22 protein-coding genes are annotated in these 24,411 nt (G+C 64.6%); 8 read left to right on the forward strand and 14 right to left on the reverse strand.

All coding sequences use genetic code 11. The annotated features are described in order from the left end of the window. Positions 1-42 precede the first annotated feature (42 nt). Positions 43-2,163 (reverse strand): ATP-dependent helicase, encoded by a 2,121-nt coding sequence (locus C41B8_RS16135; protein WP_037340565.1) that lies wholly within the window; start codon positions 2,161-2,163, stop codon positions 43-45. 52 nt (positions 2,164-2,215) lie between these two features. Beyond that, positions 2,216-2,971, reverse strand: a complete 756-nt coding sequence (locus tag C41B8_RS16140) for an AcvB/VirJ family lysyl-phosphatidylglycerol hydrolase (protein WP_051883678.1) — start codon at positions 2,969-2,971, stop codon at positions 2,216-2,218. Positions 2,972-3,344: 373 nt separating this feature from the next. On the opposite strand from C41B8_RS16140, the gene C41B8_RS16145 reads away from it, so the two are divergent. Beyond that, a complete protein-coding gene (locus C41B8_RS16145) occupies positions 3,345-4,544 on the forward strand; it encodes an amino acid aminotransferase (RefSeq protein ID WP_037340521.1) in 1,200 nt (399 codons plus the stop codon). 54 nt (positions 4,545-4,598) lie between these two features. Here the strand turns inward: C41B8_RS16145 and C41B8_RS16150 are convergent, their stop codons facing one another. Beyond that, positions 4,599-5,888 (reverse strand): uracil-xanthine permease family protein, encoded by a 1,290-nt coding sequence (locus tag C41B8_RS16150; RefSeq protein WP_037340524.1) that lies wholly within the window; start codon positions 5,886-5,888, stop codon positions 4,599-4,601. A gap of 25 nt (positions 5,889-5,913) precedes the next feature. Next, complete coding sequence (upp, locus tag C41B8_RS16155; protein ID WP_037340526.1) at positions 5,914-6,546, reverse strand: uracil phosphoribosyltransferase; 633 nt, start codon at positions 6,544-6,546, stop codon at positions 5,914-5,916. Positions 6,547-6,919: 373 nt separating this feature from the next. On the opposite strand from upp, the gene C41B8_RS16160 reads away from it, so the two are divergent. The 4 genes from C41B8_RS16160 to C41B8_RS16175 all read left to right on the forward strand — a co-directional run bounded on the left by C41B8_RS16160 (position 6,920) and on the right by C41B8_RS16175 (position 9,499). After that, positions 6,920-7,876, forward strand: a complete 957-nt coding sequence (locus C41B8_RS16160; RefSeq protein WP_051883679.1) for a DMT family transporter — start codon at positions 6,920-6,922, stop codon at positions 7,874-7,876. Then, positions 7,873-8,286 carry a GFA family protein gene (locus tag C41B8_RS16165; protein ID WP_037340529.1) on the forward strand — a complete coding sequence of 138 codons (414 nt, stop codon included), beginning with the start codon at positions 7,873-7,875 and terminating at the stop codon, positions 8,284-8,286. The genes C41B8_RS16160 and C41B8_RS16165 overlap by 4 nt, the downstream gene beginning before the upstream one ends. Positions 8,287-8,393: 107 nt before the next feature. Then, a complete protein-coding gene (locus C41B8_RS16170; RefSeq protein ID WP_037340532.1) occupies positions 8,394-8,807 on the forward strand; it encodes an MbcA/ParS/Xre antitoxin family protein in 414 nt (137 codons plus the stop codon). Positions 8,808-8,854: 47 nt separating this feature from the next. Continuing rightward, positions 8,855-9,499, forward strand: coding sequence for an RES family NAD+ phosphorylase (locus tag C41B8_RS16175; protein WP_232226100.1), 645 nt, complete (start codon positions 8,855-8,857; stop codon positions 9,497-9,499). Positions 9,500-9,501: 2 nt separating this feature from the next. Here C41B8_RS16175 and C41B8_RS16180 read toward each other — a convergent pair whose 3' ends face one another. The 5 genes from C41B8_RS16180 to fdhD all read right to left on the reverse strand — a co-directional run bounded on the left by C41B8_RS16180 (position 9,502) and on the right by fdhD (position 15,454). Beyond that, entirely contained in the window at positions 9,502-10,530 is a 1,029-nt protein-coding gene (locus C41B8_RS16180) for an NADP-dependent oxidoreductase (protein ID WP_037340536.1), read from the reverse strand. Between the two features lie 152 nt (positions 10,531-10,682). Beyond that, positions 10,683-12,872 (reverse strand): TRAP transporter permease, encoded by a 2,190-nt coding sequence (locus C41B8_RS16185; protein ID WP_037340539.1) that lies wholly within the window; start codon positions 12,870-12,872, stop codon positions 10,683-10,685. Between the two features lies 1 nt (position 12,873). Beyond that, entirely contained in the window at positions 12,874-13,419 is a 546-nt protein-coding gene (locus C41B8_RS16190) for a DUF1850 domain-containing protein (RefSeq protein ID WP_037340542.1), read from the reverse strand. After that, positions 13,420-14,484 (reverse strand): TAXI family TRAP transporter solute-binding subunit, encoded by a 1,065-nt coding sequence (locus C41B8_RS16195; protein ID WP_084189140.1) that lies wholly within the window; start codon positions 14,482-14,484, stop codon positions 13,420-13,422. Between the two features lie 124 nt (positions 14,485-14,608). Beyond that, positions 14,609-15,454, reverse strand: a complete 846-nt coding sequence (gene fdhD / locus C41B8_RS16200) for a formate dehydrogenase accessory sulfurtransferase FdhD (RefSeq protein WP_084189141.1) — start codon at positions 15,452-15,454, stop codon at positions 14,609-14,611. Between the two features lie 162 nt (positions 15,455-15,616). On the opposite strand from fdhD, the gene C41B8_RS16205 reads away from it, so the two are divergent. Further along, positions 15,617-16,564 carry an AEC family transporter gene (locus C41B8_RS16205; RefSeq protein WP_037340544.1) on the forward strand — a complete coding sequence of 316 codons (948 nt, stop codon included), beginning with the start codon at positions 15,617-15,619 and terminating at the stop codon, positions 16,562-16,564. 29 nt (positions 16,565-16,593) lie between these two features. On the opposite strand, the gene C41B8_RS16210 is transcribed toward C41B8_RS16205, so the two are convergent. The 4 genes from C41B8_RS16210 to mobA all read right to left on the reverse strand — a co-directional run bounded on the left by C41B8_RS16210 (position 16,594) and on the right by mobA (position 22,461). Further along, positions 16,594-17,103, reverse strand: coding sequence for a helical membrane plugin domain-containing protein (locus tag C41B8_RS16210; protein WP_037340546.1), 510 nt, complete (start codon positions 17,101-17,103; stop codon positions 16,594-16,596). A 74-nt stretch (positions 17,104-17,177) separates the two neighbouring features. Beyond that, on the reverse strand, positions 17,178-20,174 hold the full coding sequence (gene fdhF / locus C41B8_RS16215) for a formate dehydrogenase subunit alpha (RefSeq protein ID WP_037340549.1): 2,997 nt from the start codon (positions 20,172-20,174) through the stop codon (positions 17,178-17,180). A gap of 369 nt (positions 20,175-20,543) precedes the next feature. Next, positions 20,544-21,815 carry a molybdopterin molybdotransferase MoeA gene (gene moeA, locus C41B8_RS16220; RefSeq protein WP_051883680.1) on the reverse strand — a complete coding sequence of 424 codons (1,272 nt, stop codon included), beginning with the start codon at positions 21,813-21,815 and terminating at the stop codon, positions 20,544-20,546. A gap of 58 nt (positions 21,816-21,873) precedes the next feature. Further along, positions 21,874-22,461 (reverse strand): molybdenum cofactor guanylyltransferase MobA, encoded by a 588-nt coding sequence (mobA, locus tag C41B8_RS16225; RefSeq protein WP_037340580.1) that lies wholly within the window; start codon positions 22,459-22,461, stop codon positions 21,874-21,876. A 109-nt stretch (positions 22,462-22,570) separates the two neighbouring features. On the opposite strand from mobA, the gene C41B8_RS16230 reads away from it, so the two are divergent. Then, the gene (locus tag C41B8_RS16230; RefSeq protein WP_037340550.1) at positions 22,571-23,281 is read left to right on the forward strand and encodes a DUF4197 family protein; all 711 of its coding nucleotides are present in this window, start codon (positions 22,571-22,573) and stop codon (positions 23,279-23,281) included. 5 nt (positions 23,282-23,286) lie between these two features. On the opposite strand, the gene C41B8_RS16235 is transcribed toward C41B8_RS16230, so the two are convergent. Next, positions 23,287-23,856, reverse strand: a complete 570-nt coding sequence (locus tag C41B8_RS16235) for an HNH endonuclease (RefSeq protein WP_198025253.1) — start codon at positions 23,854-23,856, stop codon at positions 23,287-23,289. A 255-nt stretch (positions 23,857-24,111) separates the two neighbouring features. Here C41B8_RS16235 and C41B8_RS16240 point away from each other — a divergent pair, with 255 nt between their 5' ends. Next, positions 24,112-24,303: a hypothetical protein gene (locus C41B8_RS16240; RefSeq protein ID WP_037340552.1), complete on the forward strand. Its 192-nt coding sequence runs from the start codon at positions 24,112-24,114 to the stop codon at positions 24,301-24,303. Positions 24,304-24,411 lie beyond the last annotated feature (108 nt).

A 24,411-nucleotide genomic window follows, 5' to 3' on the forward strand; every position in this document is an offset into this window, starting at 1 on the left:
CGACAATGTAGCGCGCCGTGGCCGGGCGGTGCCACGAGATAGCTATTGCCACAGGGCCGCCGCGGCCGCGCCCAGATCGAGCGTGGCCTCGCCGCCGGCTTGTCCGGCCGCCCGGCCCGCGTCATGTGCCGGCGCATCGACCACCGATTCGAAACAGGCCATGACCGCCGGTGTGAGAAACCGGCTGTTCGCGCCGTAGACATGGGCATCGCCGTAGGCCGCCTGCTGGGTGACGTAATAGCGCAGCGGCGAGATCAGCGACAATTCGTTTTTCGCCCGCGTCATCGCGACATAGAGCAGGCGCCGTTCTTCTTCCAGGCCGGCTTCGGTCTTGGTGGAGAACTCGTTCGGGAACGTGCCGTCGGCCACATGCAGCACGTGCACGCTGTCCCATTCCTGGCCCTTGGCGCTGTGCACGGTCGACAGGATCAGATAATCCTCGTCGGCCAGCGCGTCGTCGTTGTGATCGCCAGTGGCCTGGGGCGGGTCGAGCGTGAGTTCGGTGAGAAACGCCGGCGCATCGCCATAGCGCGCGCCGATGCGGGCCAGATCGTCGATATCGCCGGCGCGGGCGGTGTTGGGCGGCTCGAAGCGGGTATCGAGCTGGGCCTTGTACCAGGCGGCCGCCGGGGCCAGCGCGGCCGGCCAGGCATTGTCCGCGGCCAGGGCCGCGACCGTCTCGATCATCGCCTGCCACGCGGCGCGATCGGCACGCGCGGGCCGGAAATCGGCCAGCGCCTCGATGCGATCGCCCGCGGCCTCCAGCGCTTCAAAGGCCTGGCGCGCGGTGCCGGGACCGACGCCGGGCACGATCTGCATGCTGCGCCAGGCGGCGATTTCGTGGCGCGGATTGTCGGCCCAGCGCAACAGCCCGAGGAAGTCCTTGACGTGGGCCGCTTCCAGGAACTTGAGGCCGCCGTACTTCTTGAACGGCACGTTGCGCCGGATCAGCTCGATTTCCAGATCATTGGCGTGGTGGCCATTGCGAAACAACACGGCCTGGCGTTTCAGATCGATGCCGGTCTCGCGCCGGGCCAGCACGGCATCGACCACCCAGCGCGCTTCGGCGGTGGTATCCATAACGGTGACATGGCGCGGCTTCACGCCAACGCCGCGCGTGGCGGTGAGCTGCTTGGCATAGGCCCGCGTGGCTTCACCCATGAGCGTGTTGGCCGCATCCAGAATCGCCTGGGTCGAGCGGTAATTGGCTTCGAGTGTGACCACCTGCGTGCCGCAGTAGGTCTTCGGGAAATCGAGGATATTGTCGACCTCGGCGGCGCGGAACCCGTAGATCGCCTGGGCATCGTCGCCGACCACCGTCAGCCCGCGGCCCGTCGGTTTCATGGCCTGCAGAATGGCAGCCTGCAGGCCGTTGGTGTCCTGGTATTCGTCGACCAGCACATGATCGAAGCGCGCGCCGATTTCGTCGGCGAGCGCGCCGTTTTGCATCACCAGATGCCAGTACAGCAGCAGATCGTCGTAATCTAGTGTGGCGCGGGCCTGCTTGCGCGCGGTGTAGTCGGCGAACAGGCGCTTGAGATCGTCGTGGTGCTCGGCGCACCAGGGAAACCAGCCGTCCAGCACCTCGACCAGCGGCGCCTGCCGGTTTACCGCAGCGGAATAGATGGCCAGACAGGTGTCCTTGCGCGGGAAGCGCTTGCCGCCGTCGCGCGAGCGCGCGGCGAGCCCGGCATCGTGGCGGGCCACATCCATCAGATCGGCCGCATCGCCCCGATCCAGAATCGAGAAGGCCTCGTCCAGCCCGAGGCGCGGCGCGTACTCGCGCAGCAGCCGGGCGCCGATGGCATGAAACGTACCCGCCCAGGGCAGCCGTACGCCCTGGCCTTTCCGACCACGCGTGGCGAGCGCGGATTCGCAGATCGCATGCGCGCGGCGCGTCATTTCCTCGGCGGCGCGACGCGAGAACGTCAGCAACAGAATACGGCGCGGGTCCACGCCTGAGAGCACCAGATGCGCGGCCCGATGCGACAGCGTCTGCGTCTTGCCGCTGCCCGCACCGGCCAGAATCAACAGCGGATCGGCATCCCAGCCGCAGGGCGCGGCCATACCGAAACCGGCGGCCTCGCGCTGGGCCGGATTCAGCCCGGCGAGATGATCGTCGGCCGCAGCCGGTACCTGGAGATCGTCAACGGTCGCACTCATGCCGTGACGCTGCCATGCCCGGTGGGTCAGATCTTGACCCACCGGGCGATTCTCACGGCGTGGGCGCGATGCGCTGGCGGATCAGCTCGGCCAGATGCGCGTAGCGACGATCGAAATGATGGCCGCCGGGTAAGCCGAGCACGTCGAAGCCGGCCGCTTTCAACTCGTCGCAGGTGGCATGCGGATCGTCCACGCCGTAGAGACAGCTCGTGCGCGCAGCGGGCAGGCGCCGCGCTTCCGGCATGACGTCGCGGCCTTGAGGGCCGAGCCCCACCCACGCGAGCACGTGATAGCCGAACGTGATGTGGGCGGCGAGCCCCAGCAGTACGACATGCGCTACCTCGGCCTGAGTAGCGGACGGTAACCGGTTGTAGAGAAACGGCATGACGTCCGCACCGCGCGAATAGCCGATAAGCACCACGCGCGGGCGCTGCCAGCGCTCGCGATACGTCTGGATGACGCGATCGAGGTCCGCGGCCGCATCGTCGGGCGTGTGGTGGTGCCAGTAGTACCGCAGCGAGTCCCAACCGACGACGCCGTAGCCGGCCTTGGCCAACGACTGGCCGACGGCCTTGTCGAGCCCGGCCCAGCCGCCGTCGCCGGAAAGCATGACGACCAGCGTGTCGGACGCGGCGGGCGGATCCGCTGTGTCGGATGACGCGGCGCGCGGCGGATACACGACCAGCGGCAGATCGGCCACGCCGGGCGCCAGCGGCGCCCCGCCGGGATGGAACACACAGCCCGGCACGCCGGCCAGAATCGCCACCAGACCGGCGCACCAGGCCAGTCGTTCGAGAAAAAATCGCATATCCGTATGAACCACGTCTCGGCAGGGCATCGACGAGCGGTTAGACTAGGGCCAGTTGAGGCTTCGCGCGAGTCCGCGCCAAGCACTGTTTTGCGGCAAGACGAGGCGTAGCGAGCGTGGCGTAGTGGTTCTACGCTAGCGAACTACAACGCTGTATTGCCGCAAAACAGCGCTTGTCCCTTCGGGTTGGGCCGCAAATCCCGCCCGGCGGCGTTGCGAGTCTGGGTCGTGACTCGCCACGACGCGGCGACTCGCGCCTTGCCGGACACGATTTGCGGACGCCAACGCGGCGCTCGCACGAAACCTCAACTGGCCCTCGAGTCCGCCGTTTCGCGCCGCCGAAGCGGCACCGATGCAACGCAAAGGATAAGCCATGTTCGAATCGATTGAGCGAGTTCCCGGCGACGCCATTCTCGGCCTGATCCAGCAGTTCAAGGATGACCCCAACCCCAACAAGGTGGATCTGGGCGTGGGCGTCTATCGCGACGAGCACGGCAATACGCCGATTCTGCGCGCGGTGAAGGACGCCGAGAAAAAACTCATCGATACCGAGCAGACCAAAGCGTACATCGGCTCGCACGGTGACCCGCAGTACGGCGAGTACATTCTGCAGACGGTGCTCGGCGCCGACAGCAAGGTGCTGGCCGCCAACCGCGCGAGCGCGACCCAGTCGCCCGGCGGCACCGGCGCGCTGCGTCTGGCCGCGGATTTTCTGGTCTCGCAGCTGCCCGGCAAGGCGATCTGGCTGCCGAACCCGACCTGGCCGAACCATCTCGGCGTGTTCGAGGCCGCGCGGCTCGAGATCAAGCGCTATCCCTACGTCGACGACAACGACCAGTTCGACTTCGACGCCATGCTCAAGAAGCTGAAGTCGATCCCCAAGGGCGACATCGTGCTGTTGCATGCCTGCTGCCATAACCCGACCGGTTTCGATCCGAGCCAGGATCAATGGCACCAGATCCTCGAGGTGGTACAGGACCGCGAGCTGTTGCCGCTGGTCGACTTCGCCTATCAGGGCTTCGGCGACGGGCTGGACGAAGACGCCTACGGCGTGCGCCTGCTGGCCGACCATCTCGACGAGATGGTCATCACCCAGTCCTGCTCGAAGAACTTCGGCATCTACCGCGAGCGCACGGGTTGCTTCATCGCGATCGCCAAGGACGAGGAGGACATGCAGGACGTCCGCTCGCAGCTGGCGACCACCGCGCGCGAGAACTACTCCAACCCGCCGGCCCACGGCAGCGCCATCGTGGCCACGATCATGGGCTCGGCCGAGCTGACCGCTGCCTGGCATCGGGAGCTCGACGAAATGCGCGACCGCATCAACGATGTGCGCCAAAAACTCGTCGAAGGCCTCAAGCCTCATGGCCTGGCCGACAAGTTCGCGTTCATCACCGACCAGCGCGGCATGTTCTCGTATACGGGCCTGACCGAAGATCAGGTCAACAAGCTGCGCGACGAATACAGCATCTACATGGTCGCCTCGGGCCGTGCCAACGTGGCGGGCCTGAACGACGACAACATCGAATACGTCTGCAAGGCGATCGCCGACGTGGTCGGCTCCGGCAAGTAAAACCGATCGCTGGCCGCGCCGCAGGGCGTGGCCGGCATGCCGGCGCCGCCGCGCTCAGTCGTCGGCGGCTTCGGCAGCGGCCCGATCCTTGGCAATACGCGACTGCGGCAGGATCAGATTGAGCAGCACGCCCAGCACGCCCGCCAGGGCGATTCCTTCCAGCGAGAAACGGCCGAACGAGAAATGCAGCCCACCGATACCGCAGATCAGAATCAGCCCGACGACGGCCATGTTGCGGGACTCGGTCAGGTCTTCGCCCGACTGCACCAGGCTGTTCATGCCCACCACCACGATGGCGCCGAACAGCAGCACGATGATCCCGCCCATCACGGGCGTGGGGATGGTGGACAGGAAGGCGCCTAGCTTACCCACGAACGAGAACACGATCGCGAAGCCGGCAGCCCAGGTCATGAGCGCCGGATTGGTCGCACCGGTCAGCGTCACCGCGCCGGTCACTTCCGAGTAGGTCGTATTCGGCGGCCCGCCGAAGCTCGCCGCCAGCGACGTGGCCAGCCCGTCGCCCAGCATGGTGCGATGGATGCCGGGATCGACCAGATAATCCCGCCCGGTCACCGAACGAATGGCGATGATGTCGCCGAAATGCTCTATCGCCGGCGCGATCGCCACCGGCAGCATGAACAGCACGGCTTGCCAGTTGAATGCGGGCGCCACGAAATCCGGCACCGCCAGCCAGGGCGCTTCGATGATCGGCGTGAAATCCACCAGCCCCAGACAGATGGCGGTGAGATAACCGGTCACCACGCCGATGATGATCGGCAACAGCGCGACGAAACCGCGCCCCAGCAGCGACGCCGTCAGTGTGGCAACCAGCGCCGCCCCGGCCACGATCATCGCCGGCTCGCGGGCCACCAGCGTCTGATCACCGGTGCCGTTGTGCCCGGTGGCAAGATTGACCGCGACCGGCGCCAGCACCAGGCCGATCACCATGATCACCGGCCCGGTCACGATCGGCGGCAGGATGCGCGTGATAAAGCCCACACCGCGCCAGGCGATCAGCGCCGACAGCACCAGATACACACAGCCCGCGGCCATCAGCCCGCCGAGCGTGGCCGGAATGCCCCAGGCCTGAACGCCGTAGATGATGGGCGCGATGAAGGCGAACGACGAGGCCAGAAATACCGGCACACGGCCCTTGGTGACGATCTGGAAGACCAGCGTGCCCAACCCGGCGGTGAACAACGCCACGTTCGGATCCAGCCCGGTCAGCAGCGGCACCAGCACCAGCGAGCCGAAGGCCACGCAGAGCATCTGCGCGCCGACCAGCCCGTCACGCAGGCGAAACGAATAATCCTGGGCCCGAGCTGCGTGGGCAGGCTGGGTCATGGCGTCCTCTTCTCGTTGTGCGGAGTTACTTGGTGCCGTACATGCGATCGCCGGCATCGCCCAGCCCCGGGCGGATATAGCCGTGATCGTCGAGCCGCTCATCGATGGCGGCGGTGTAGATCGGCACGTCCGGATGCTCGGCGCGCAGTGCCGCGACACCTTCGGGGGCCGCCAGCAGACACAGGAACTTGATGTTGGTCGCGCCGAGCTTTTTCAGATGGCTGATGGCCGCGCCGGCCGAGTTGCCGGTCGCCAGCATCGGGTCCACCACGATCACGCGCCGACCGGCGATATCGTCCGGCATCTTGCAGTAGTATTCGACCGCTTCCAGGGTTTCGGGATCGCGGAACATACCAATATGCCCGACCCGCGCCGAGGGCAGCAGCTCGACCATGCCTTCCAGCAGGCCGTTGCCGGCACGCAGGATCGACACGAAACACAGTTTCTTGCCGGCCAGCACCGGCGCATCCATTTCCTCAAGCGGGGTTTCGATGCGCTCGGTGGTCAGCTCCAGATCGCGAGTAATCTCGTAAGTCAGCAGATGCGCGATCTCGCGCAGCAGCGACCGGAATTTCTGGGTCGAGGCGGTCGCACGCCGCATCAACGTGAGCTTGTGCTTGATCAGCGGGTGATCGACGACGGTGACGTACTCGTCCATGGTGCTCCCTGGCAAAAGCGGTTGGAATGGCGGCAGCTGCGCAATCGCGGCCTAATGCTACTACGAGCGCCTAATGCACCCCAGCCCGGCGCCTGCCCGGACGGCGTCCGGGGCGGGCCGCGGGCGAGTGCTCTTTGGCCCGCCGACCGCCTCGATATCGCGACCGTTTGTCATTCGCCCGCTGGACGGCCGTGGGCCGGGTCCGCGGCCAGCCGCAGAGCCCGGCGGCCAGCGCCGGCGGTGACCGCCACCGATCGCCACAGCACAGTGGGTAGAGGCACGCGACGCCTCGACAGACTTGGTCTTGGCGATAATGGCTTGCCGGCCATGCCGCCCGGTGCTTCACTGGCCTGCGATTTCAATGGAGTCCGTCATGAGCCCCCGCCCCGAGCGCCCCGCGACCGCAGCGAAGACTCCGCAGGCGATCCGGCAACCGCTGGATGCTCGGGCTGCCGGGCTCATGCTGGGCTTCTGTCTGGTCATCGGCCTGCAGCAGGTGGCCATCAAGTCGGTTGCCGATGCGGTGAGCCCGCTGGCCCAGATCGGGATTCGATCGTTGGTGGCCGTGCTCCTGATCGCTGCGATCGCGCGCTGGCGCGGCATCGCGCTCTGGGTGCCGGAACAATTCGGCCCCGGGCTGATCGTCGGCATCGGCTATACGCTGGAATTCGCGTTCGTGGCGCTCGGCCTGAACTACACCTATGCCGCGCATATGTCGGTGTTTCTCTATACCGCACCGGTATTCGCCGCGGTCGGGCTGCATCTGTTCGTGCCCGGCGAACAGCTCGCGCTCCGTCACTGGGCGGGCGTGGCGCTGGCCTTCGCTGGGCTTGTGATCGCGCTCGCGCCGAGCGCGCATGTCTCCAGTCAGGTGTTGCTCGGCGATGCGCTGGGCGTCGCCGCCGGCGCGTCCTGGGCGGGCACCACGCTGGCCTTGCGGACCAGTTCGCTGTCGGAGGCACCGCCGCTGCGCACCATCGCCTATCAGCTGGTGGTCGCCAGTGTCTTGTTGCTGCCCACCGCTGCCGTACTCGGCGATCTCGGCTCGATTCACATGACGGCGCTAGCCTGGGCCAGCCTGTCGTTCCAGTCGGTCGTGGTCTCGGTCGCCGCGTTGCTGGTGTGGTTCTGGCTGCTGCGACGTTATCTCGCCTCGCGCCTTGGCGTATTCGCTTTTCTTTCGCCGATCTTCGGCGTGGGGTTCGGCGTGGTATTGATGGGTGACCCGATCTCGATCAACTTCGCGCTCGGCGGGCTCGCCATCCTGGCCGGATTGCTGCTGGTGAATTCACGCGGTCGCCGCCGCGCGCCCAATGCAGGCCCCAAATGACTCATGTTTTCGAAGGCAGCTGTTTCTGCGGCGCGGCGCGCTACCGCATCGCGAGCACCGTCCGGCAGTTCTACTACTGCGAATGCGCCCAGTGCCGAAAAATGACGGGCTCGATTGCCGCGACCAATCTGCGACTGGCACCCGCGCCGATCGAGTGGCTTGCCGGCGCCGAGCACGTGCGCCTGTTCCGAGCCACCGACGGCCGCGACTTCACCCGCTGTTTCTGCACCGTCTGTGGCAGCGGTCTGCCGTATCTCAATGTATCGGGCGATAGCCTCGTCGTGCCGGCCGGTTCGCTCGATACGCCACCACCGCTCAAGGTACAGCGGCGCATATTCACCGCGGAACGCCCCGGCTGGGCGGTGTTTGCCGCCACGCTGCCGGCCGATCCGGGATTTCCGCGGGATTAGCCTCGTTCACGCGTCCCGCATCGATCCAGGACCATTGCGAAATTCTCCATTTGATATAAAAAATCAAAAGACCTATCATTTGATCGTCGCATAATCGGAGGCGCGTCATGAGCGATGCCGTAGTCCGGCGATCGGATATCCACGACGCAGCCACGCGCAAGCGCGTGAGCGGCGGCGCGCTGCGGACCTGGTTCAATATCGCGGCGGCCTGGCAACTGCGCGACGTCGAGGCAGCGCGCCTGCTGGGCACGCCGGAAAGCACCTATCGCCGCTGGAAGAAGAACCCGGATGTGACGCTCGATATCGGCCAGATCGAGCGTCTGTCGCTGCTGCTCGGCATCTACAAAGCGCTGCAGATGCTGCTGCCCCGCGCCGATGCCGCCGATGACTGGGTCCGCCGCCCGAACGACAATCCCCTGTTCGGCGGCCACACGCCGCTGGAGCGTATGCTGGCCGGACTGACCGAAGACATCGCCATCGTTCGGCGTTATCTCGATGCCGAACGGGGCGGCTGGGCTTGAGCGATACGCCCCAAACTCAGGTCGACTGGCCTCGGGCGAGACGCATTGTGTCGTCGCGATTTCCGCCGCGCACCCTGTTCGAACGCGTCACCGACCCGGCCGACCTGGAGGCCGTATTCGAAGTCGAATCGCTGACCAACGATCGGCTACGCGATGAAGTGGGCGATCTCGGGCGGGTGCCGCCGGCCGAACGCATGGTCGGCGACGGCAGCACGCCGATCATGGCAGCATTCACCCATGTGTCACCGGCCGGCTCGCGCTTCTCCGACGGCACGTTCGGCGTCTTCTATGCCGCCGCTGACCGGACCACGGCCGTACGCGAAACGGTGTATCACCGCGAGCGCTTTCTCGTCGAAAGCCGTCAGCCGCCGATGATGCTCGAAATGCGCGAATACCGTGTGGCGATCAGCGGCGTGTTGACCGATCTGCGCGACCGGCCGGCGACCGACTCCTTGCTGAGCCCCGATTCATACCAGGCGTCACAACCTTTCGCCCGTCGGCAGCGGCAAAACGATGCACTCGGCATCGTCTACCCGAGCGTACGCAACCCCGGCGGCCAGTGCGTGGCCGCCTTTCGTACACTCCCGCTGTCGCCGGCCGTCCAGTGTGGCCACCTCGGCTATGTCTGGAACGGCCACGAGATCACCGAAGTCATCACGCTCGGCGAGAGCGGCATCACGCCGCGCGACTGACTTTAGCGTTCGACCGCCAGCACCAGCTTGCCGAAGTTCTCGCCCGTGAACAGTTTGAGCAACGTGTCCGGGAAGGTATCGAAACCTTCGACGATATCCTCACGATGCTTGAGCTCACCGGCGGACAGCCAGGCCGCCATCTCGCGCGCCGCCTCGGGATAGCGATCAGCGAAATCGAACACGATGAAGCCTTCCATGCGCGCCCGGTTGATCAGCAGCGACAGATAGTTCCTGGGCGCATAGCCGGTATCGCCGACGTTGCCGGTGACGTTGTACTGCGAAATCGCGCCGCAGATCGCCACGCGGGCATGCAGACGCAGATTGGCCAGCGCGGCATCCAGGATTTCACCACCGACGTTGTCGAAGTACAGATCGATGCCGTCCGGGCATTCGCGCCTGACGGCGTCGTTGATCTCTTCGTTCTTGTAGTCGATCACGCCGTCGAAACCGAGTTCGTCGACGACATAGCGACATTTTTCCGGCCCGCCGGCGATCCCGACGACACGCGAGGCGCCTTTCTTCTTCGCGATCTGGCCGACCAGCGCGCCGACCGCGCCCGAGGCCGCCGACACCAGTACCACGTCACCTTCGGCCAGCTGGCCCACATCGAGCGTGCCGAAGTAGGCCGTCATGCCCGGCATGCCCAGCGCGCCGAGATAAACCGGCAGATCGGCCAGCGACGTATCGACCTTGCGCAGCTCGTCGCCGGGGAATACGGCATGCGTCTGGACGCCCAGGTTGCCGGAGACCTTGTCGCCCGCGGCGAAGTCCGGGTGCTTGGAATCGATCACGGTGCCGGCCGCGCCGGCGCGCATGACCTCGCCAATGCCTACCGGCTTGATATAGGACTTGCCGGCGTTCATCCAGCCGCGCATGGCCGGATCGAGCGAGATGTAGTCGATGGCGACGCGGACTTCGCCGTCCTTGGCTTCAGCCAACGGCTCGGTCACGAGATCGAAGTCGTCGCGCTCTGGCAGGCCCTTGGGGCGTCGGGCGAGGCGGAACTGGCGGTTATCGATGGTCTGACTCATGGCTATCTCGCTGTATCTGATAACCCGACGTTAGGTCGCGTATGCAGTGCTGACAAGAGCGAGAACAAACGATCGACGGCAAAGCGCGTAATGACGGCATCGCTTACTCGCTCGCCGATACGCCAACACCTGAGCCCAATTGATAATGCCGATTATCCAGCGAGGCTATTCGACGGTCGGCTGCCCTGCCCTGGACGAATCCAGAACAACAGCACGGCGATCAGCGCGCCAATGGCGTCGGATATCCAGCCGGGAAATATGAGCGCCAGTGCGCCGATGAGCGCCGCCACCCGGAACAGCGGATTCAGCGGCGCGCGCAGATACCCCTCGACCGCAACCGCCAGCAGCAACACGCCCAGCGCGCCGGTGGCGGCAACGGCGACGACATCCCACCACGTGGCATCGATCATCAACATGCTGTGGGCGAACACGAACATATAGGGCACGACGAAGCCGGCGATCGCCAGCTTCATGGCCTGGACACCGGTAGCGTTCGGCGAGCCGCCGGAAATGCCCGCCCCGGCATAGGCGGCCAGCGCCACGGGTGGCGTGAGGTTGGCGAAGATGCCGAAATAGAACACGAACATATGGGCGACGAAGATCGCGGTCGCGCCCGAGCCGGCCAGTTCGCGGAACAGCGGCAGGTTGAGCAGGATCGGCGCCGCCATGGTCGAGGTGATGATGTAGCACGGGATGCTGGGCAGGCCCATGCCGAGCACGATCGACGCGCCCATCGTCAGCGCCAGCGTGACCAGCAGGCGCACCAGATCCGACGGAATCGCCTGGCCCATCGACACGACCCAGTCGGCCGCGTCGAGCGCGATGCCGGTGAGTGTGGCCACGCCGACGATGATGCCGACCGCGCCGCAGGCAATCGCGACCGGGATCGCGTTGCGTACGCCCTCGACCATGGCATCGCGACAATCGGCCACGTCCATCACTTCGGACTCGGGCACCGGCAACCGGGCCCGGATCATGTTGATGGCGATCGGGAGGCCGATGACACCGAACAGGGGCAACCGGCTGGCGGCCAGCTCGGGCACGGGCTGGCCGTGCAGCAGCGCGAGCCACTGTGGCTGAAAGATCAGCGCCACCAGCAGCGCGGCCAATCCGACCACCAGCCGTGGCGTGCCGCAGATCAGCACGGTAGCCGCAATCGACCAGAAGGCCGCGAAGAACGGCGCGCGCCCGTCGAAGATCATCCACAGCAGAATGACCATGGGCAGCAGCAGATGCCCGCGCCGGGCCAGAACCTCGCGCGTGGGCGTGAGCTCGGAACGCGGAATGCCCGACAGCCCGTTGCGCGTGGCGCGCAGATGCACCTGGAAGAGAATGCCGAGGTAATACAACAGCGCCGGGATGATGCCCGCGAGCATCACCTGGGTGTACGGCACGGACAGCACCTCGGCCATGATGAACGCCGCCGCGCCCATGATCGGCGGCAGGATCTGGCCGCCCACGCTGGCCGCCGCCTCGACCGCACCGGCGAAATTCGCCTTGTAGCCGGTGCGCTTCATCAACGGAATAGTGAAGGCGCCGGTCGTCACCACGTTGGCGATCGCCGAGCCGTTGATCGAGCCGAGAAAACCGCTCGCCACCACCGCGACCTTCGCCGGGCCGCCACGCGTGGGCCCAGCGATCGCCAGGGCCAAGTCGTTGAACAACTGGCCGAGCCCGGATTTCACCAGGAACGCGCCGAACAGAATGAACAGAATGATATAGCTGGCCGAGACCGCGATCGCGGTACCGAGCAAGCCCTCGGTGATATAGACCAGATGCGACACCACCTGCCGGGCCGTGGCCATCACGATCGGCTCGGACAGCACCGAATACAGCGACAGCTTGGCGTAGAAGCCATAGACGAGAAAGATCGCCGCCAGGATCGGCAGGCCCCAGCCGGTCACCCGGCGCGCGGCGTCGATGACGAGTCCCAGCGCAACCAGGCCGACGACCATGTCGATGTCGTTGATACGCCCCGCCGAGATAATCACGCGCTGCGACACGGCGATCATGTATACGCCGATCGCGAACGAGGTCAATGCGAGCGCCACGTCGATCCAGGGCACGCGGTCGCGGGCGCCGGATTTCACCAGCGGAAACAGGATGAACGTCAGCCCGAGCAGGGTGTAGAGATGGATCGACCGCTGGACGACATCCACCAGCGGCCCGGCGAACGACGTATACAGATGAAACAGGGCCAGCGCGACGCAGATCGTGGCGATTACCTGCATCCAGGCTCGCGGCAGTCCGTCGCGAACGCTCGATTCACGGTCGTATTTTTCCAGGGTCTCACGCGTGCCATGCGGCTCGGCCGGCGCGGCGCTCGATTCGTTCGTATTCATATCAGCTTCGGGTTGAAGCCGCGTCCGGACCACGCCAGAGCGTGGCCAGCCGCGACCCGGCAACGGCAATCAACGGGGCGCGCACGATCGCGAACACCAGAATCGGCTCGGCGCGGCCGTAGGACAAGCGATGCCACAGGCCATCGCCATAGCGAAAACGATAGCGCTCGGCGGCGGCGGCCTGGACGGTCAGCGGATCCACGTCGCGATCGATGCCGGACATGACCACCCAGCCGTTCACGAGCTGCGTCCGCCGCCCGGCGTGTGCGGGCACGCCGGCGCCAAAGGTCTTGAACCGGGTGGCCGCGATATCGATCTTGCGGCCCACGACGCGATAGCACTCGATCCAGTCCTCGCGTTCCACCGAGTGCATCCAGCGCAGCGAAAACCGCGTGCCGGACGCGCCGGGATAAACCGCGATCAACGTCGTGCCGTGCTTGATCTCCAGCCACGGCCGCGGCCAGCCCAGCCACAGCGCGACCGCCACAAGCAGCACGCCGCCGACGGCGAGCCGCCACGCCCGCCACCCGCGATAACGCCGCCCCAACTAGGACGCGCCGTTGTCTTGCTTCGCGCTATCGGTGTTGTCGTTCGAGCCGTCGCCACCCTTGTTCAACGTGTCGTAGAACGCCTTGGCGCCCGGATGCACCGGCAGCACGAGATTCTGATTCATCGTGTTGCGATCGAACTGCTTGAGCGCGGCAACCGAGACGCTGTCGGAGCCGAGATAGTCATAGAAGCGCTGGGTCAGGTCCTTGGCCACGGCCTTGTCCATCGAGGCCGGCACGATCAGCAGATTGCGGATCGAGACCGTATGCACATCGTTGGCCAGGTCGTACTTATTCTTGGTGTGCGCGGCGATGTCGTAGTTTTCGTAGTACGGATACTTCTGCAACAGCTTCTTCGCCGTGTCGCCGTCGACGTTCACGAAGTGGACCTTGGTGTTCTGCATCAGCCCGGTGATCGACGAATTGGGCACGCCGGAGGTGAAGAACGCGGCATCGAGGTTGCCGTTGCTCATGTCGGTGACCGAGTCGGCATAGCCGGTATGCGAGACCTTGGCGAGGTCGTCGTATTTCAGCCCGGCCGAGGCCAGCACTTTTTTGGCGCTGGCCTCCACGCCCGAGCCCACCTTGCCCACGCCCACGCGCTTGCCCTTGAGATCGGCCACGCTGTGGATGTTCGAGCCATCGAGCGCAACGATCTGGACCACGTTCGGATACAGCCCGGCGATCGCATCGATTTTGGCCGGACGGCCCTTGAACTGGTTATTGCCCTTGAGCGCATCGTAGGCGACATCGCTCATCACGATGGCGATCTGATTGGTGCCGTCCATGATGTTGTTGATGTTCTGCACCGACGCGCCGGTGGAGACCACCTGTACGTTGTCGATGAGATCGCTCTTCTCGAACACGCCCTTGAGCGCGCCGCCGATCGGGTAATACGTCCCGGAGGTGCCGCCGGTCCCGAAGATCAGATTGACGGCCTGCTTGCCGTTCTGATCGCCGCCGCTGCTGGCGCTCTGACTCTGATCATTACTCGACTGCCCACAGCCGGCCAGCGCCATCGCCACGGCGAGCACGCCGGCGGTCCAGAAAGATCGACCCATCATGTTTTTCCCCAAAAGTTTCGATTGATTACGCGACTGTTGCGCCGCTGTTGACGCCAAGGCTCGGGCGCACGAGGCATCCGGTCAATTGGGCATAAGTCGACCCAAGTGGCGCGCGGCCGACGAATCAGGCGCGCAGGCGCGCCGCGCCGCTGTAGCAGTTGAAACGCCCGTCACGCAAAAACCCCACCAGCGTGGTCGAAAATTGGCGCCCCAAGTCGACCGCAAAACTGCTCGGCGCCGAAATCGCGCAGACCACAGGGATGCCGGCAGCGGTCGCTTTCTGCATGAGCTCGAAACTCGCCCGGCCGGACAGCATCAGCACATGGCGTGACAGCGGCAGCGCGCCGTCGAGTAGCGCACGCCCGATGAGCTTGTCGAGCGCGTTGTGTCGGCCGACGTCCTCGCGCAGCGCCACCAGATCGCCGCCGGCCTCGAACAACGCGGCCGCATGCAACCCGCCGGTGGATTCGAACACGGCCTGCGCCGCGCGCATCCGCCCCGGCAGGGCCAGCAACCATGCCGGATCGACGCGCCAATCGTGATCGATCGCCCTAGCCGACCGCCCCGACCGCGGTGCCCGGAAACTGGGCTTGCCGCACACCCCACAGGCGCTGGTGGCCAGCGTATTGCGCTCGATGCGATCGAGCCGCTCGCGCGCTTCGGGTTTGAGCATCACGCGGATCACGTCGGGCTCGTCCGCGCTGTGACGCAAATAGACGATATCGTCGGCCGAGCGCACCACGCCCTCGCCGTGCAACAGGCCGGCAGCGAGTTCGCGATCGTGGCCGGGGGTGCGCATGGTGATCAGCGGCTCGGCGCCCGCGACATGGATCTCGAGCGCCCGCTCGACGGCCAGGGTGTCTTCGGCGTCTTGCCAGACGCCGTCGCGATAAGTGGCGATGCCGATGCGCTCGCGCGCCGCGGCCTGCTCGGAGTCGCCGGCGGGCGATTCGTCGAAAGATGGGGACATCAACACCACATCGGGCATAAATCAGGCCCTCATGATAAAGCGCGTCGTTGGTTTTCCGGGGCATGACAACCGGCGACTGCTGTATCCGACCAAGATCGAAGGTCTATACTGGCGCGCACTTTGGCGTCTCGTTCGCCTTTTTGCCCCGCGACCGGTCTGTCCATGAATATTGCGGCGATCTTCATCCAGACGCTCGACGTCACGTTGCCCGTGTTCGCTCTGGTGTTTGTGGGCATCGCCATGCGTCGCGCCGGCTGGATCGATGATCGGTTCGTCTCCGCCGCCTCGAAGATCGTGTTCAAGGGCAGCATGCCGGCGTTGATCTTCGTGTCCATCGTCGGCGCCGATCTCAGCGAAGCGATCCGCCCCGGCATGATCGCCTATTTCGGGCTGGCCACCGTGGTGAGCTTCGTCGTGATCTGGCTGTGGGCCATCTGGCGCGTGCCGACGATCCAGCGCGGCGTTTATGTTCAGGGCGCGTTTCGAGGCAACTGCGGCATCATGGGCCTCGCCCTGGCCCAGAATATGTACGGCGGCTTCGGGCTGTCGGCCGGCAGCGTGCTGGTCGGCGAAGTGATCCTGATCTACAACGTGCTCGCGGTGATCGTGCTGACCTGGTACCAGCCGGGCGCAAGCGCGGACTGGCGCTCGATTACGCGCGGCGTGGTGACCAACCCGCTCATCCTGGCGACGCTGGCCTCGGTCGCCGTAGCAACCAGCGGCGTGCCCATTCCGAAGTGGGTGATGACCAGCGGCAACTACTTTGCCCAACTCACCCTGCCGCTGGCGCTGATCTGTATCGGCGGCGCGTTGTCGGTGCGTGCGCTTTACGACGCGCGCGGCGTGGCGTTTTCGGCCAGCGCCATCAAGATGACCGTATTGCCCGGCGCCGCCGTACTCGGCGGCTGGCTGCTCGGCTATCCGCCGCGCGAGCTGGGGCTGATGTTTCTCTATTTCGCCTGTCCGACCGCGGCGGCGAGTTTCATCATGGTCGAAGCCATGGGCGGGGACGCGCGTCTGGCGGCCAATATCGTGGCCGTAACCACGCTGGCCGCCAGCGTCACGATGACCGCCGGCGTGTTCGTATTGCGCGTGGCCGGCATCATTTAGCCACGCTGGCCCCAACCGCTTGGCGAAGGCTAGCTCTTGTCCGGATCGCCGTCGGCCTGCTCGCGACGACGATTCGCCTCGGCCGAGAACGCCTTGGCGCCCTCGATCACCGGCGCGAGCGTCCGCCACAGCTCTTCGTCGCGCAGCAGCTTGAACACACCCATCACGCCCGGCGGGTCGTAGGGCGACTCATGCTTGCCGGTCGCCGTGTCGTCGGCCCGGTCGACGCCGGCGTGCATGGCATTGAACATGCCTTCCAGGCGATCGGGGTCGAGTTTGCCGAGCTGCTGAGCAAGCACCAGCAGATTGCGCATGCCGGCCCGTCCCTGTTCGGTGTTCAGGCCCTCCAGCGCAATCATCGAGACTTCCGGCATGGCGCCGACAAAGTCCTTGAGCCAGCGCATCAGGCCCGACTCGTAGAGCTGGTCCAGCAGGCCGTTGATCTCGGCGATGCGGCCTTCGAATTTCTCCAGCTCGTCGCGGGTCTCGGGCCGGAAATGATGGGCCTGTTCAGGCCGGTAATGAATCTGTTCTGCCATGGCAACAATCCTTGGTCGGACGGCGGCCGGATCGAGCGACCGCCGCCGTGGCATAAATCGAATAGGCCGTATCTTTACAAGCCGCTGCCGGTGGGACGCATCTTCGGCGGGCGCTTGTAGTCGTCGCGCTCCCACTTCTGATCGACCTGTACCCCGCTCGTCGGATGGCGCTTCTTGTTGCGCTGGTTATTCGGCTTGAGCGGCGCCGGGCCATGGTCCTCGAGCACCTGCATGTTGACCGCGAGTTCCTTGTAGGCCGGGGTATCGGTGTCCTTATCGGCCTCGAAGCTGGTCAGCACGTTGATGGCCTCGATGTTCTTCTTGCCGTGCATGGGCATGTACAGCTGGCGGCCCTGGACACGATCGGTGACTTCCACGGCAACCTTGATCGCCCCGCGCCGCGACTTCAGCCGCACGACGGCGCCGGACTTCAGGCCGCGCTCTTCGGCCAGCTCCGGTGAGACTTCCACGAAGCCATGCGGGATCTTGTACACGATGCCGCCGGTTTCGTCGGTCATGTTGCCTTCGTGGAAATGCTCCAGCAGACGGCCGTTATTGAGATGCAGGTCGTATTCGTCGTCGAGCTGATCGGTCGGCTCGGTCCAGCTCACCGGGTGGAACTTCGCATGCCCGTTGTCGAAGTGGAACTTCAGTTCGGGATAAAGATCCGGCGCGTCGGTGCCGTCGGCCGCGACTGGCCACTGGAGCGAATTGAAGTCGGTGAGCAGGTCGTAGTGCACGCCCGCGAACATGGGCGCCAGTCCGGCCGCTTCGTGCATGATCTCGCTGGGATGGGTATAGCCCCAGTCGTGGCCGAGATGCTTGGCCAGCTCGGTGAGGATGAGCCAGTCGGGCTTGGAATCGCCGAGCGGCGGAAACACCTGGTAGAGCCGCTGGATACGACGCTCGGTGTTGGTGAAGGTGCCTTCCTTCTCGACCGACGGGCTGGCCGGCAGGACGACGTCCGCGAACTCGCAGGTGCGCGAGAAGAACATGTCCTGGACAACAAAGAATTCCAGCTTCTCGAATGCGCCCTGGACGTTGAGCGCGTCGGAATCGACGATGCTCATGTCCTCGCCAACCACGTACAGCGACTTCAGATCGCCGTCGTGGATGTTGTGCACCATCTGGTGGTTGTTCAGGCCCTTGTTCTTGGACAGCTCGACGCCCCAGGCTTTTTCATAGCGCTGGCGGACCTCGTCGTCCGAGACGAACTCGTAGCCCGGGAAGCGATCCGGCATGTTGCCGAAGTCCGAGGCGCCCTGGACGTTGTTATGTCCGCGCATCGGGTAACCGCCCGAACCGAAGCGCCCCATATTGCCGGTGACCAGTAGCAAGTTGCACAGCGCAGTGGCCGTATCGGAGCCCATAGAGTGCTGGGTCACACCCATCGCCCAGACGCCGCAGATGGTGTCGGCTTCGACGATCATGTCGGCCGTTTTCTGCAGTTCCTCGCGCGTCAGTCCGCAGCGCTCGATGGCGAAATCGAAGGTGAAATCTTCTAGCGAGGCCTTGAAGTCTTCGAAATGATCGACGTGCTCTCGGATGTATTCCTCAGCGTGATAGCCGTTGTCGATCACGTATTTCGAGATCGCGTTCATCCAGATCATGTCGGTGGCGGGTTCCGGCTTGAGGTGCAGGTCCGCACGCTGAGCCAGTTCGTTCTTCCGCAGATCGGCCACGATGTGTTTCTGGCCGTGCAACTTGGCCGCCCGCTTGAAGCGGGTCGCGATCACCGGATGGCTTTCCGCGGTATTGGCGCCCACGATGAGCAGCAGCTCGGCGGCTTCCAGATCGGCGATGGAGCCGGTGTCCGCACCGTAGCCGACGGTACGCCACAAGCCCTGGGTCGCCGGCGCCTGGCAATAGCGCGAGCAGTTGTCGATGTTGTTCGTGCCCATGACGCCGCGGGCGAACTTCTGCATCAGATAGCCTTCCTCGTTGGTGCACTTCGAGGAGGCGATATAAGCCAGGGCATCCGGCCCGTGCTGATCGCGGATTTCGGTAAAGCGTTTTGCGATCAGTGCGTAGGCCTCGTCCCATTCGGCTTCGCGGAACGCACCGTTTTCACGAATCAGCGGTTTGGTGAGGCGATGTTCACTGTTGATATGGCCCCAGCCGAACTTGCCCTTGATGCAGGTCGAGATCTGATTGGCCGGCGCTTCGGGTTTGGGCTGAACCTTGATCAGCTCGCGCTCTCGCGTCCACATCTCGAACGAGCAGCCAACGCCGCAATAGGTGCAAACCGTCTTGGTTCGCTTGACCTCGGTCTTGCGCATGGCCGAGTCGACTTCGGAGACGGCGAAAATCGGACCGTAGCCGGTGGTGTGCTCGGCCGACTTGACCAGATCGATGGCCGCGCGGCCCAACTTGCGATAGCCATCCCGATTCTGCGGCGACAGCGCGGTCATCGGCCCGGCATTGCCAATCGCGGTCTTTTCCATCAACGCGTTACAGGGACAAACCGTGACGCAATGGCCGCAGGACACGCAGGACGAGTCTTCGATCGCGACGTCGTCGTCCCAGATCACGCGCGGGCGCTCGCGCGACCAGTCGATGGACAGCGTTTCGTTGACCTGCAGGTTCTGGCAGGCCTCGACACAGCGCCCGCAGAGGATGCACTGGTCGGGATCGTAGATATAAAACGGGTTGGAGTAGTCCTTCTCGTACGGCTTGCCACGATATTCGTAGTACTGCCCCGGGACGTGCATGTCGCGCACGGTGTTGTGAACGGCACAATCGCCGTTGTTGTTGTCGCACACCGAGCAATACAGCTCGTGATTCGCGGTGACCCGGTTGATGGCCTCCATGCGCGCCGACGAGGCTTCGTCGACGTTCAACCCGATTTCCATTCCCGGCTTGACCGTGACACCGCAGCCACGCACGAGATTGCCGTCGACCTCGACGAAGCAGGTATCGCAGGTCTGAATCGAGCCTAGATTCGGGTGATAACAAAGATGCGGCATGTAGATGCCCGCCGCATCGAGAGCTTCCGGCAGGGGCTGACCGGTACGCACGGTTACCGCCTGGCCGTCGACGGTGATGTCGAAAAATTCTGCTTCCTGATCCACGAAGGCGCTCCTGTCCGCCACCGATTGCACAGCTGCTTAGAGCGTATGGACATCGGGTCCGGCGGCGCCCGAGACAGGGGGCGGCCCGGATCAGCGTGTCGATACCCTCCGAGTGGGCGGGCGGCGTCGCGTCATAAGGCGCGGGCAGCCTACCCGTGCAGCATGGTGCAGGGACCGTCGGCGGTATTCGATTGTGTTGCGGTCGAGTATCCTCGGAATCGGCCGCATGAATCAATCGGTAATATTTCGAGCGCACGCCGAATCCCACGGCCGATTGCCCGCAGTCACTGTCTGTACGACTTATTCAATCGTTGCAGAGTGCACTCGTCCGTGACGCATGCATGCGGCCTCGCCGAATCGCTCGCGCGCTTAAAACGCGGCGAGCCCCCAAACCGGCTGGGCAAACGGCTCGACCGTGACCAGCGCGCCGGCCGGGACGTCGGCGCTATCGGCGGACAATACGATGAAGGCGTCGGCACGACTCATCGAGCGCATGACGCCGGAGCCCTGATGGTCGATGGCGGTCACGCGCGGCGATGCGCTCGTAAAGTCCATTCGTGCCCGCAGAAAATGTTCTCGTCCGGGCCGTTTGGTGAGTGCGGTCGTGGTAGGCAATGTGAGGCGCGTGGGGGCGGCCGGCACGCCCCCGGCCAGTTGGACCAACGCCGGACGTACAAGTTGGATGAACGTCACGGCTGTCGAGACGGGGTTGCCGGGCAAGCCAAAGAACCGGGCGCCCCCGACGGTACCGAAAGCCAACGGCTTTCCGGGCTTAATGGCAACGCGCCAGAAATCGATCGTGCCTTTTTCTCCCAGAACATCGACCACGAAATCCGCGCTACCGACGGAGACGCCGCCGCTCGTGATCACGGCATCGCAATCGGCGGCGCGATCGAATGCGTCGGCCAGCGCCTCGGGCGTATCCCCGACGGCGCCGAGATCGACGCCCGTCATGCCGAGGCTATCGAGTTGGGCGGCCAGGCCGTAACGGTTGCTGTCGTAGATCTCGCCTGGCGCCAGCGGACCGTCGATCGGCCGCAGCTCGTCGCCGGTCGAGAAAAAAGCCACCCGCGGACGGCGAACTACGCTCACCTCGGCCGCACCGACCGAAGCCAGCACCGCGATATCCGCCGGACGGATGAAGCTGCCTGCCGGCAGCACAACATCGCCCCGCGACAGGTCTTCGCCCGCCAACCGGATGTTGGCGCCCGGTGCGGCGGGCGATTCGAGCACCAGCGTGTCGTGCTCGAGCCGCGTATTTTCCTGCATGACGACGGTATCCACGCCCGGCGGCACCACCGCTCCGGTCGTGATACGAACACACTCGCCCGGGCCGACGTGGCCCTCGAACGGATGTCCAGCCAGGCTCTGGCCGATAATCGCAAGACGTGCATCGGCCTGCGGCACACTGGCCGCGGGGTAGCCGTAGCCGTCCATCGACGAATTCGCCGCGCTCGGGACATCCACGCCGGCCACCACGGGTTCGGCGAGCACGCGGTGCAATGCCTGCGGCAGTGCGACCCGCTCGGTTTCCTGAACCGGCCGGATCGAGTCCACGATACGACGGCGCGCCTCGGCGAGCGCCATGGGGGCGGCATTATCGTCGGGCCGGAAGTCCGACTGGCGTGAGGTCACGGACATGAGCTATCTCGTTGGCGATCGGGGAACGATCGGAGATGCCGGACGGACGGCTCGACAATCAGAGTCGGCCGGCCAGAGCCTCGGCGTCTTCGTCGTGGTTGATATTGGCGAACGCCTCGGCATCCGCCCAGTCGACCACGACACGCGCGGTGTCCTGCTGCCATTCGGTGACCCGGCGTACGCCAGAGAACAAGGCCGCCTGGATATCGTCCAACAGGGAGCGACGCATCAGTGCGTGCAACGGGTGCAGTTCGTCGGGCGTACGTGCGACGGCGATATCGGTATCGGGGCGCATGGCATCAGCCAGCCGCGACACCAGATCCAGTGGCAGCAGCGGCGTATCGACGGGCACGATGAGAACGTACGGGGTCGCCGCTGCCTTGAGTACGGTCGCGATACCCGCGAGCGGGCCCCGGTGATCGTCGGTGTCATCACCGTGCACGGTATAACCCAGGCCGCGATAGCGAGGCACCGAGCGATTCGCACTGATCACGATCCGCCCGACCTGCGGCTTCACGCGTTCAAGAGTATGTTCGATTAGCGGCCGATCGGCGACGACGTACCAACCTTTGTCGACGCCGCCTAGCCGCCGGCCTTCGCCGCCGGCGAGGATACCCGCGGTAATCTGTTCGGCAGAAATTTTCATCGCCATATTCTGTCCGGCTCCGGCCGATTCGGGCAATGCCCCGGCCGCGATTTTGGAACGTTTGTTAGTCGGTTGCAGCTGATCGCCATGCTAGCTTGACCCATCGGCCATGGGCGAAGAGGTCCGAAGCGGCATGCGACGTTTTGCAATCGGCCTGCTGGCATCCAGTCTACTGACTCTGTTCACGGGCGCGCAGACCAGCAGCCTCGGCGCACGAATGGAGCGCGTCCTGGCCGCCCCGTCACCGGAAAGCACATCGCGCGCGCGACGACTGTCCAGTGACGATGTAGTCGACGGCCTGAAAAGTATGCTGACCGACGGCGCGAGTATCGCGGTCATCAAGCTCGGGGCCCGCCACGGCTTCGGCGCGCCCGACGGCTATCGCCTCCCGCCGCTTGCTGCGACCGGTGGCGACACTCATGCCTACGAACGGCTTTGCCGGGCGGCCGCAAGCACTGCGAGCCAAGCAGGCCCCATTCTTCGCGAAGCAATCAACGACTTGCATTTCCCCGCCCCCGAGGCGGTACTAAACGGCAGTCCGACTGCAGCAACGCAATTTCTTCGTGATCACGCGGGTGAGCATATTCGCGCCGAGCTGGTACCGGTGGTATCGCGGTCGTACAGGGCAACGCTGGCGTCTCTCGATGACGAGACGCCCGTTATCGCTTTGCACGCCGAGTCTCGCATCGCCGATCATCTGGCCCAAGCGACCACGGAAGCATTCCTGCATGTCATAGCCGAGCAGGAAACTCTCATTCGCAACAGCACCGCAGCACGTAGTACACCGCAGCTGATAAACGTGTTCGGCCGGGCGGTATAACCGTTCTAACTCGCCACCCGTACGCGTCGTGGCGCCAGACGCTCGAGAAAGGCTTGTTGATCGGCCAAGATGCGTCGATTCGCCAGAATCAACCATTCCGCGAGATTCGGCTCGTACGGTAACGCCAACAACTTCATGCCCGCCTGCTCCGGCGTTCGATCGTCCTTGTAGCGATTGCACGGCTCGCAGGTCGAAACCACGTTGCGCCAAGCATGCTCGCCGCCCTTAGACCGGGGCACGACATGTTCAATCTGCATCTGAGAAAAACTCAGATGTGTTCCGCAATACATGCATAGCCCGCCATCCCGGTGAAACAACTCCCGACGCGTGAGTGTCGGCACCAGATTACGGGCGAAGCGATGAGACCGGTCACGAACGGCAATGATCGAGTCGATCGACAGCTCGCTGCGAATTCCCGTATCCCGCGACCGGCCACCGCGCAGCAGGATTTTCTCGGTACCGGCTTCCCAGGCAATCTTGTCCGTGAAATAAAGACTGACCGCCTCGCGCCAATCAACCCACTCCACGGGCAGACCACCGGCGTCTAGTTTGAGTATGCGAGGAATCACCGACACGAAGCATGACCTCCTGTTCGAACCATCGCGCACAGACGATGATTGCGTTGTCAACACTTCAACCTTGTACCGGAAACATCGTAATCGACGCAATCATGCCACGGTTACAACTCGCTTCCCGACGAGTCGGAGCAAGATCGACACACGCCGTCCATATTCGGATTTGGCTCGATCGGTCTACTCATCGAACAACCTGCGCCGCCGAACTCACTTACCACACGCAGGTTGAGGCGCTACGCTGAATAAGCCGAGGATGTGACCGCACTCGATTATATCGCGTTCGTTGCGTGCTACTCGCAGTCGCACTGGGTGGTTGGTGAAGCCCCTGACCTTGCCGGTTCGTTCGGGCGCGCCGTCTATTTAAAAGAGCTCGAGGCCGACGACCGTGGTTTTAAAGAAATCTTCGCGCCGAGCCATGAGGCAATAAGAGACATCGGAAAGCGCTGATGCCCGCTTGTACTCACCGATTGCACGGAGTCGGTATTGTACGAGTGCCCATAAAAAAAGCCCCGACGCGGTAGCGACGGGGCTTTTTCGTTTGGAGCCTGGCGGTGA

Source organism: Salinisphaera hydrothermalis C41B8, assembly GCF_000732535.1.
Lineage (GTDB): Bacteria > Pseudomonadota > Gammaproteobacteria > Nevskiales > Salinisphaeraceae > Salinisphaera > Salinisphaera hydrothermalis.

Bases quoted from the DNA above. Each gene is read 5' to 3' on its own strand.
- C41B8_RS16135 (WP_037340565.1), bottom strand. From the start codon at position 2,163: ATGAGTGCGACCGTTGACGATCTCCAGGTACCGGCTGCGGCCGACGAT.
- C41B8_RS16140 (WP_051883678.1), bottom strand. From the start codon at position 2,971: ATGCGATTTTTTCTCGAACGACTGGCCTGGTGCGCCGGTCTGGTGGCG.
- C41B8_RS16145 (WP_037340521.1), top strand. From the start codon at position 3,345: ATGTTCGAATCGATTGAGCGAGTTCCCGGCGACGCCATTCTCGGCCTG.
- C41B8_RS16150 (WP_037340524.1), bottom strand. From the start codon at position 5,888: ATGACCCAGCCTGCCCACGCAGCTCGGGCCCAGGATTATTCGTTTCGC.
- upp (WP_037340526.1), bottom strand. From the start codon at position 6,546: ATGGACGAGTACGTCACCGTCGTCGATCACCCGCTGATCAAGCACAAG.
- C41B8_RS16160 (WP_051883679.1), top strand. From the start codon at position 6,920: ATGAGCCCCCGCCCCGAGCGCCCCGCGACCGCAGCGAAGACTCCGCAG.
- C41B8_RS16165 (WP_037340529.1), top strand. From the start codon at position 7,873: ATGACTCATGTTTTCGAAGGCAGCTGTTTCTGCGGCGCGGCGCGCTAC.
- C41B8_RS16170 (WP_037340532.1), top strand. From the start codon at position 8,394: ATGAGCGATGCCGTAGTCCGGCGATCGGATATCCACGACGCAGCCACG.
- C41B8_RS16180 (WP_037340536.1), bottom strand. From the start codon at position 10,530: ATGAGTCAGACCATCGATAACCGCCAGTTCCGCCTCGCCCGACGCCCC.
- C41B8_RS16185 (WP_037340539.1), bottom strand. From the start codon at position 12,872: ATGAATACGAACGAATCGAGCGCCGCGCCGGCCGAGCCGCATGGCACG.
- C41B8_RS16195 (WP_084189140.1), bottom strand. From the start codon at position 14,484: ATGATGGGTCGATCTTTCTGGACCGCCGGCGTGCTCGCCGTGGCGATG.
- fdhD (WP_084189141.1), bottom strand. From the start codon at position 15,454: ATGTCCCCATCTTTCGACGAATCGCCCGCCGGCGACTCCGAGCAGGCC.
- C41B8_RS16205 (WP_037340544.1), top strand. From the start codon at position 15,617: ATGAATATTGCGGCGATCTTCATCCAGACGCTCGACGTCACGTTGCCC.
- C41B8_RS16210 (WP_037340546.1), bottom strand. From the start codon at position 17,103: ATGGCAGAACAGATTCATTACCGGCCTGAACAGGCCCATCATTTCCGG.
- moeA (WP_051883680.1), bottom strand. From the start codon at position 21,815: ATGTCCGTGACCTCACGCCAGTCGGACTTCCGGCCCGACGATAATGCC.
- mobA (WP_037340580.1), bottom strand. From the start codon at position 22,461: ATGAAAATTTCTGCCGAACAGATTACCGCGGGTATCCTCGCCGGCGGC.
- C41B8_RS16230 (WP_037340550.1), top strand. From the start codon at position 22,571: ATGGGCGAAGAGGTCCGAAGCGGCATGCGACGTTTTGCAATCGGCCTG.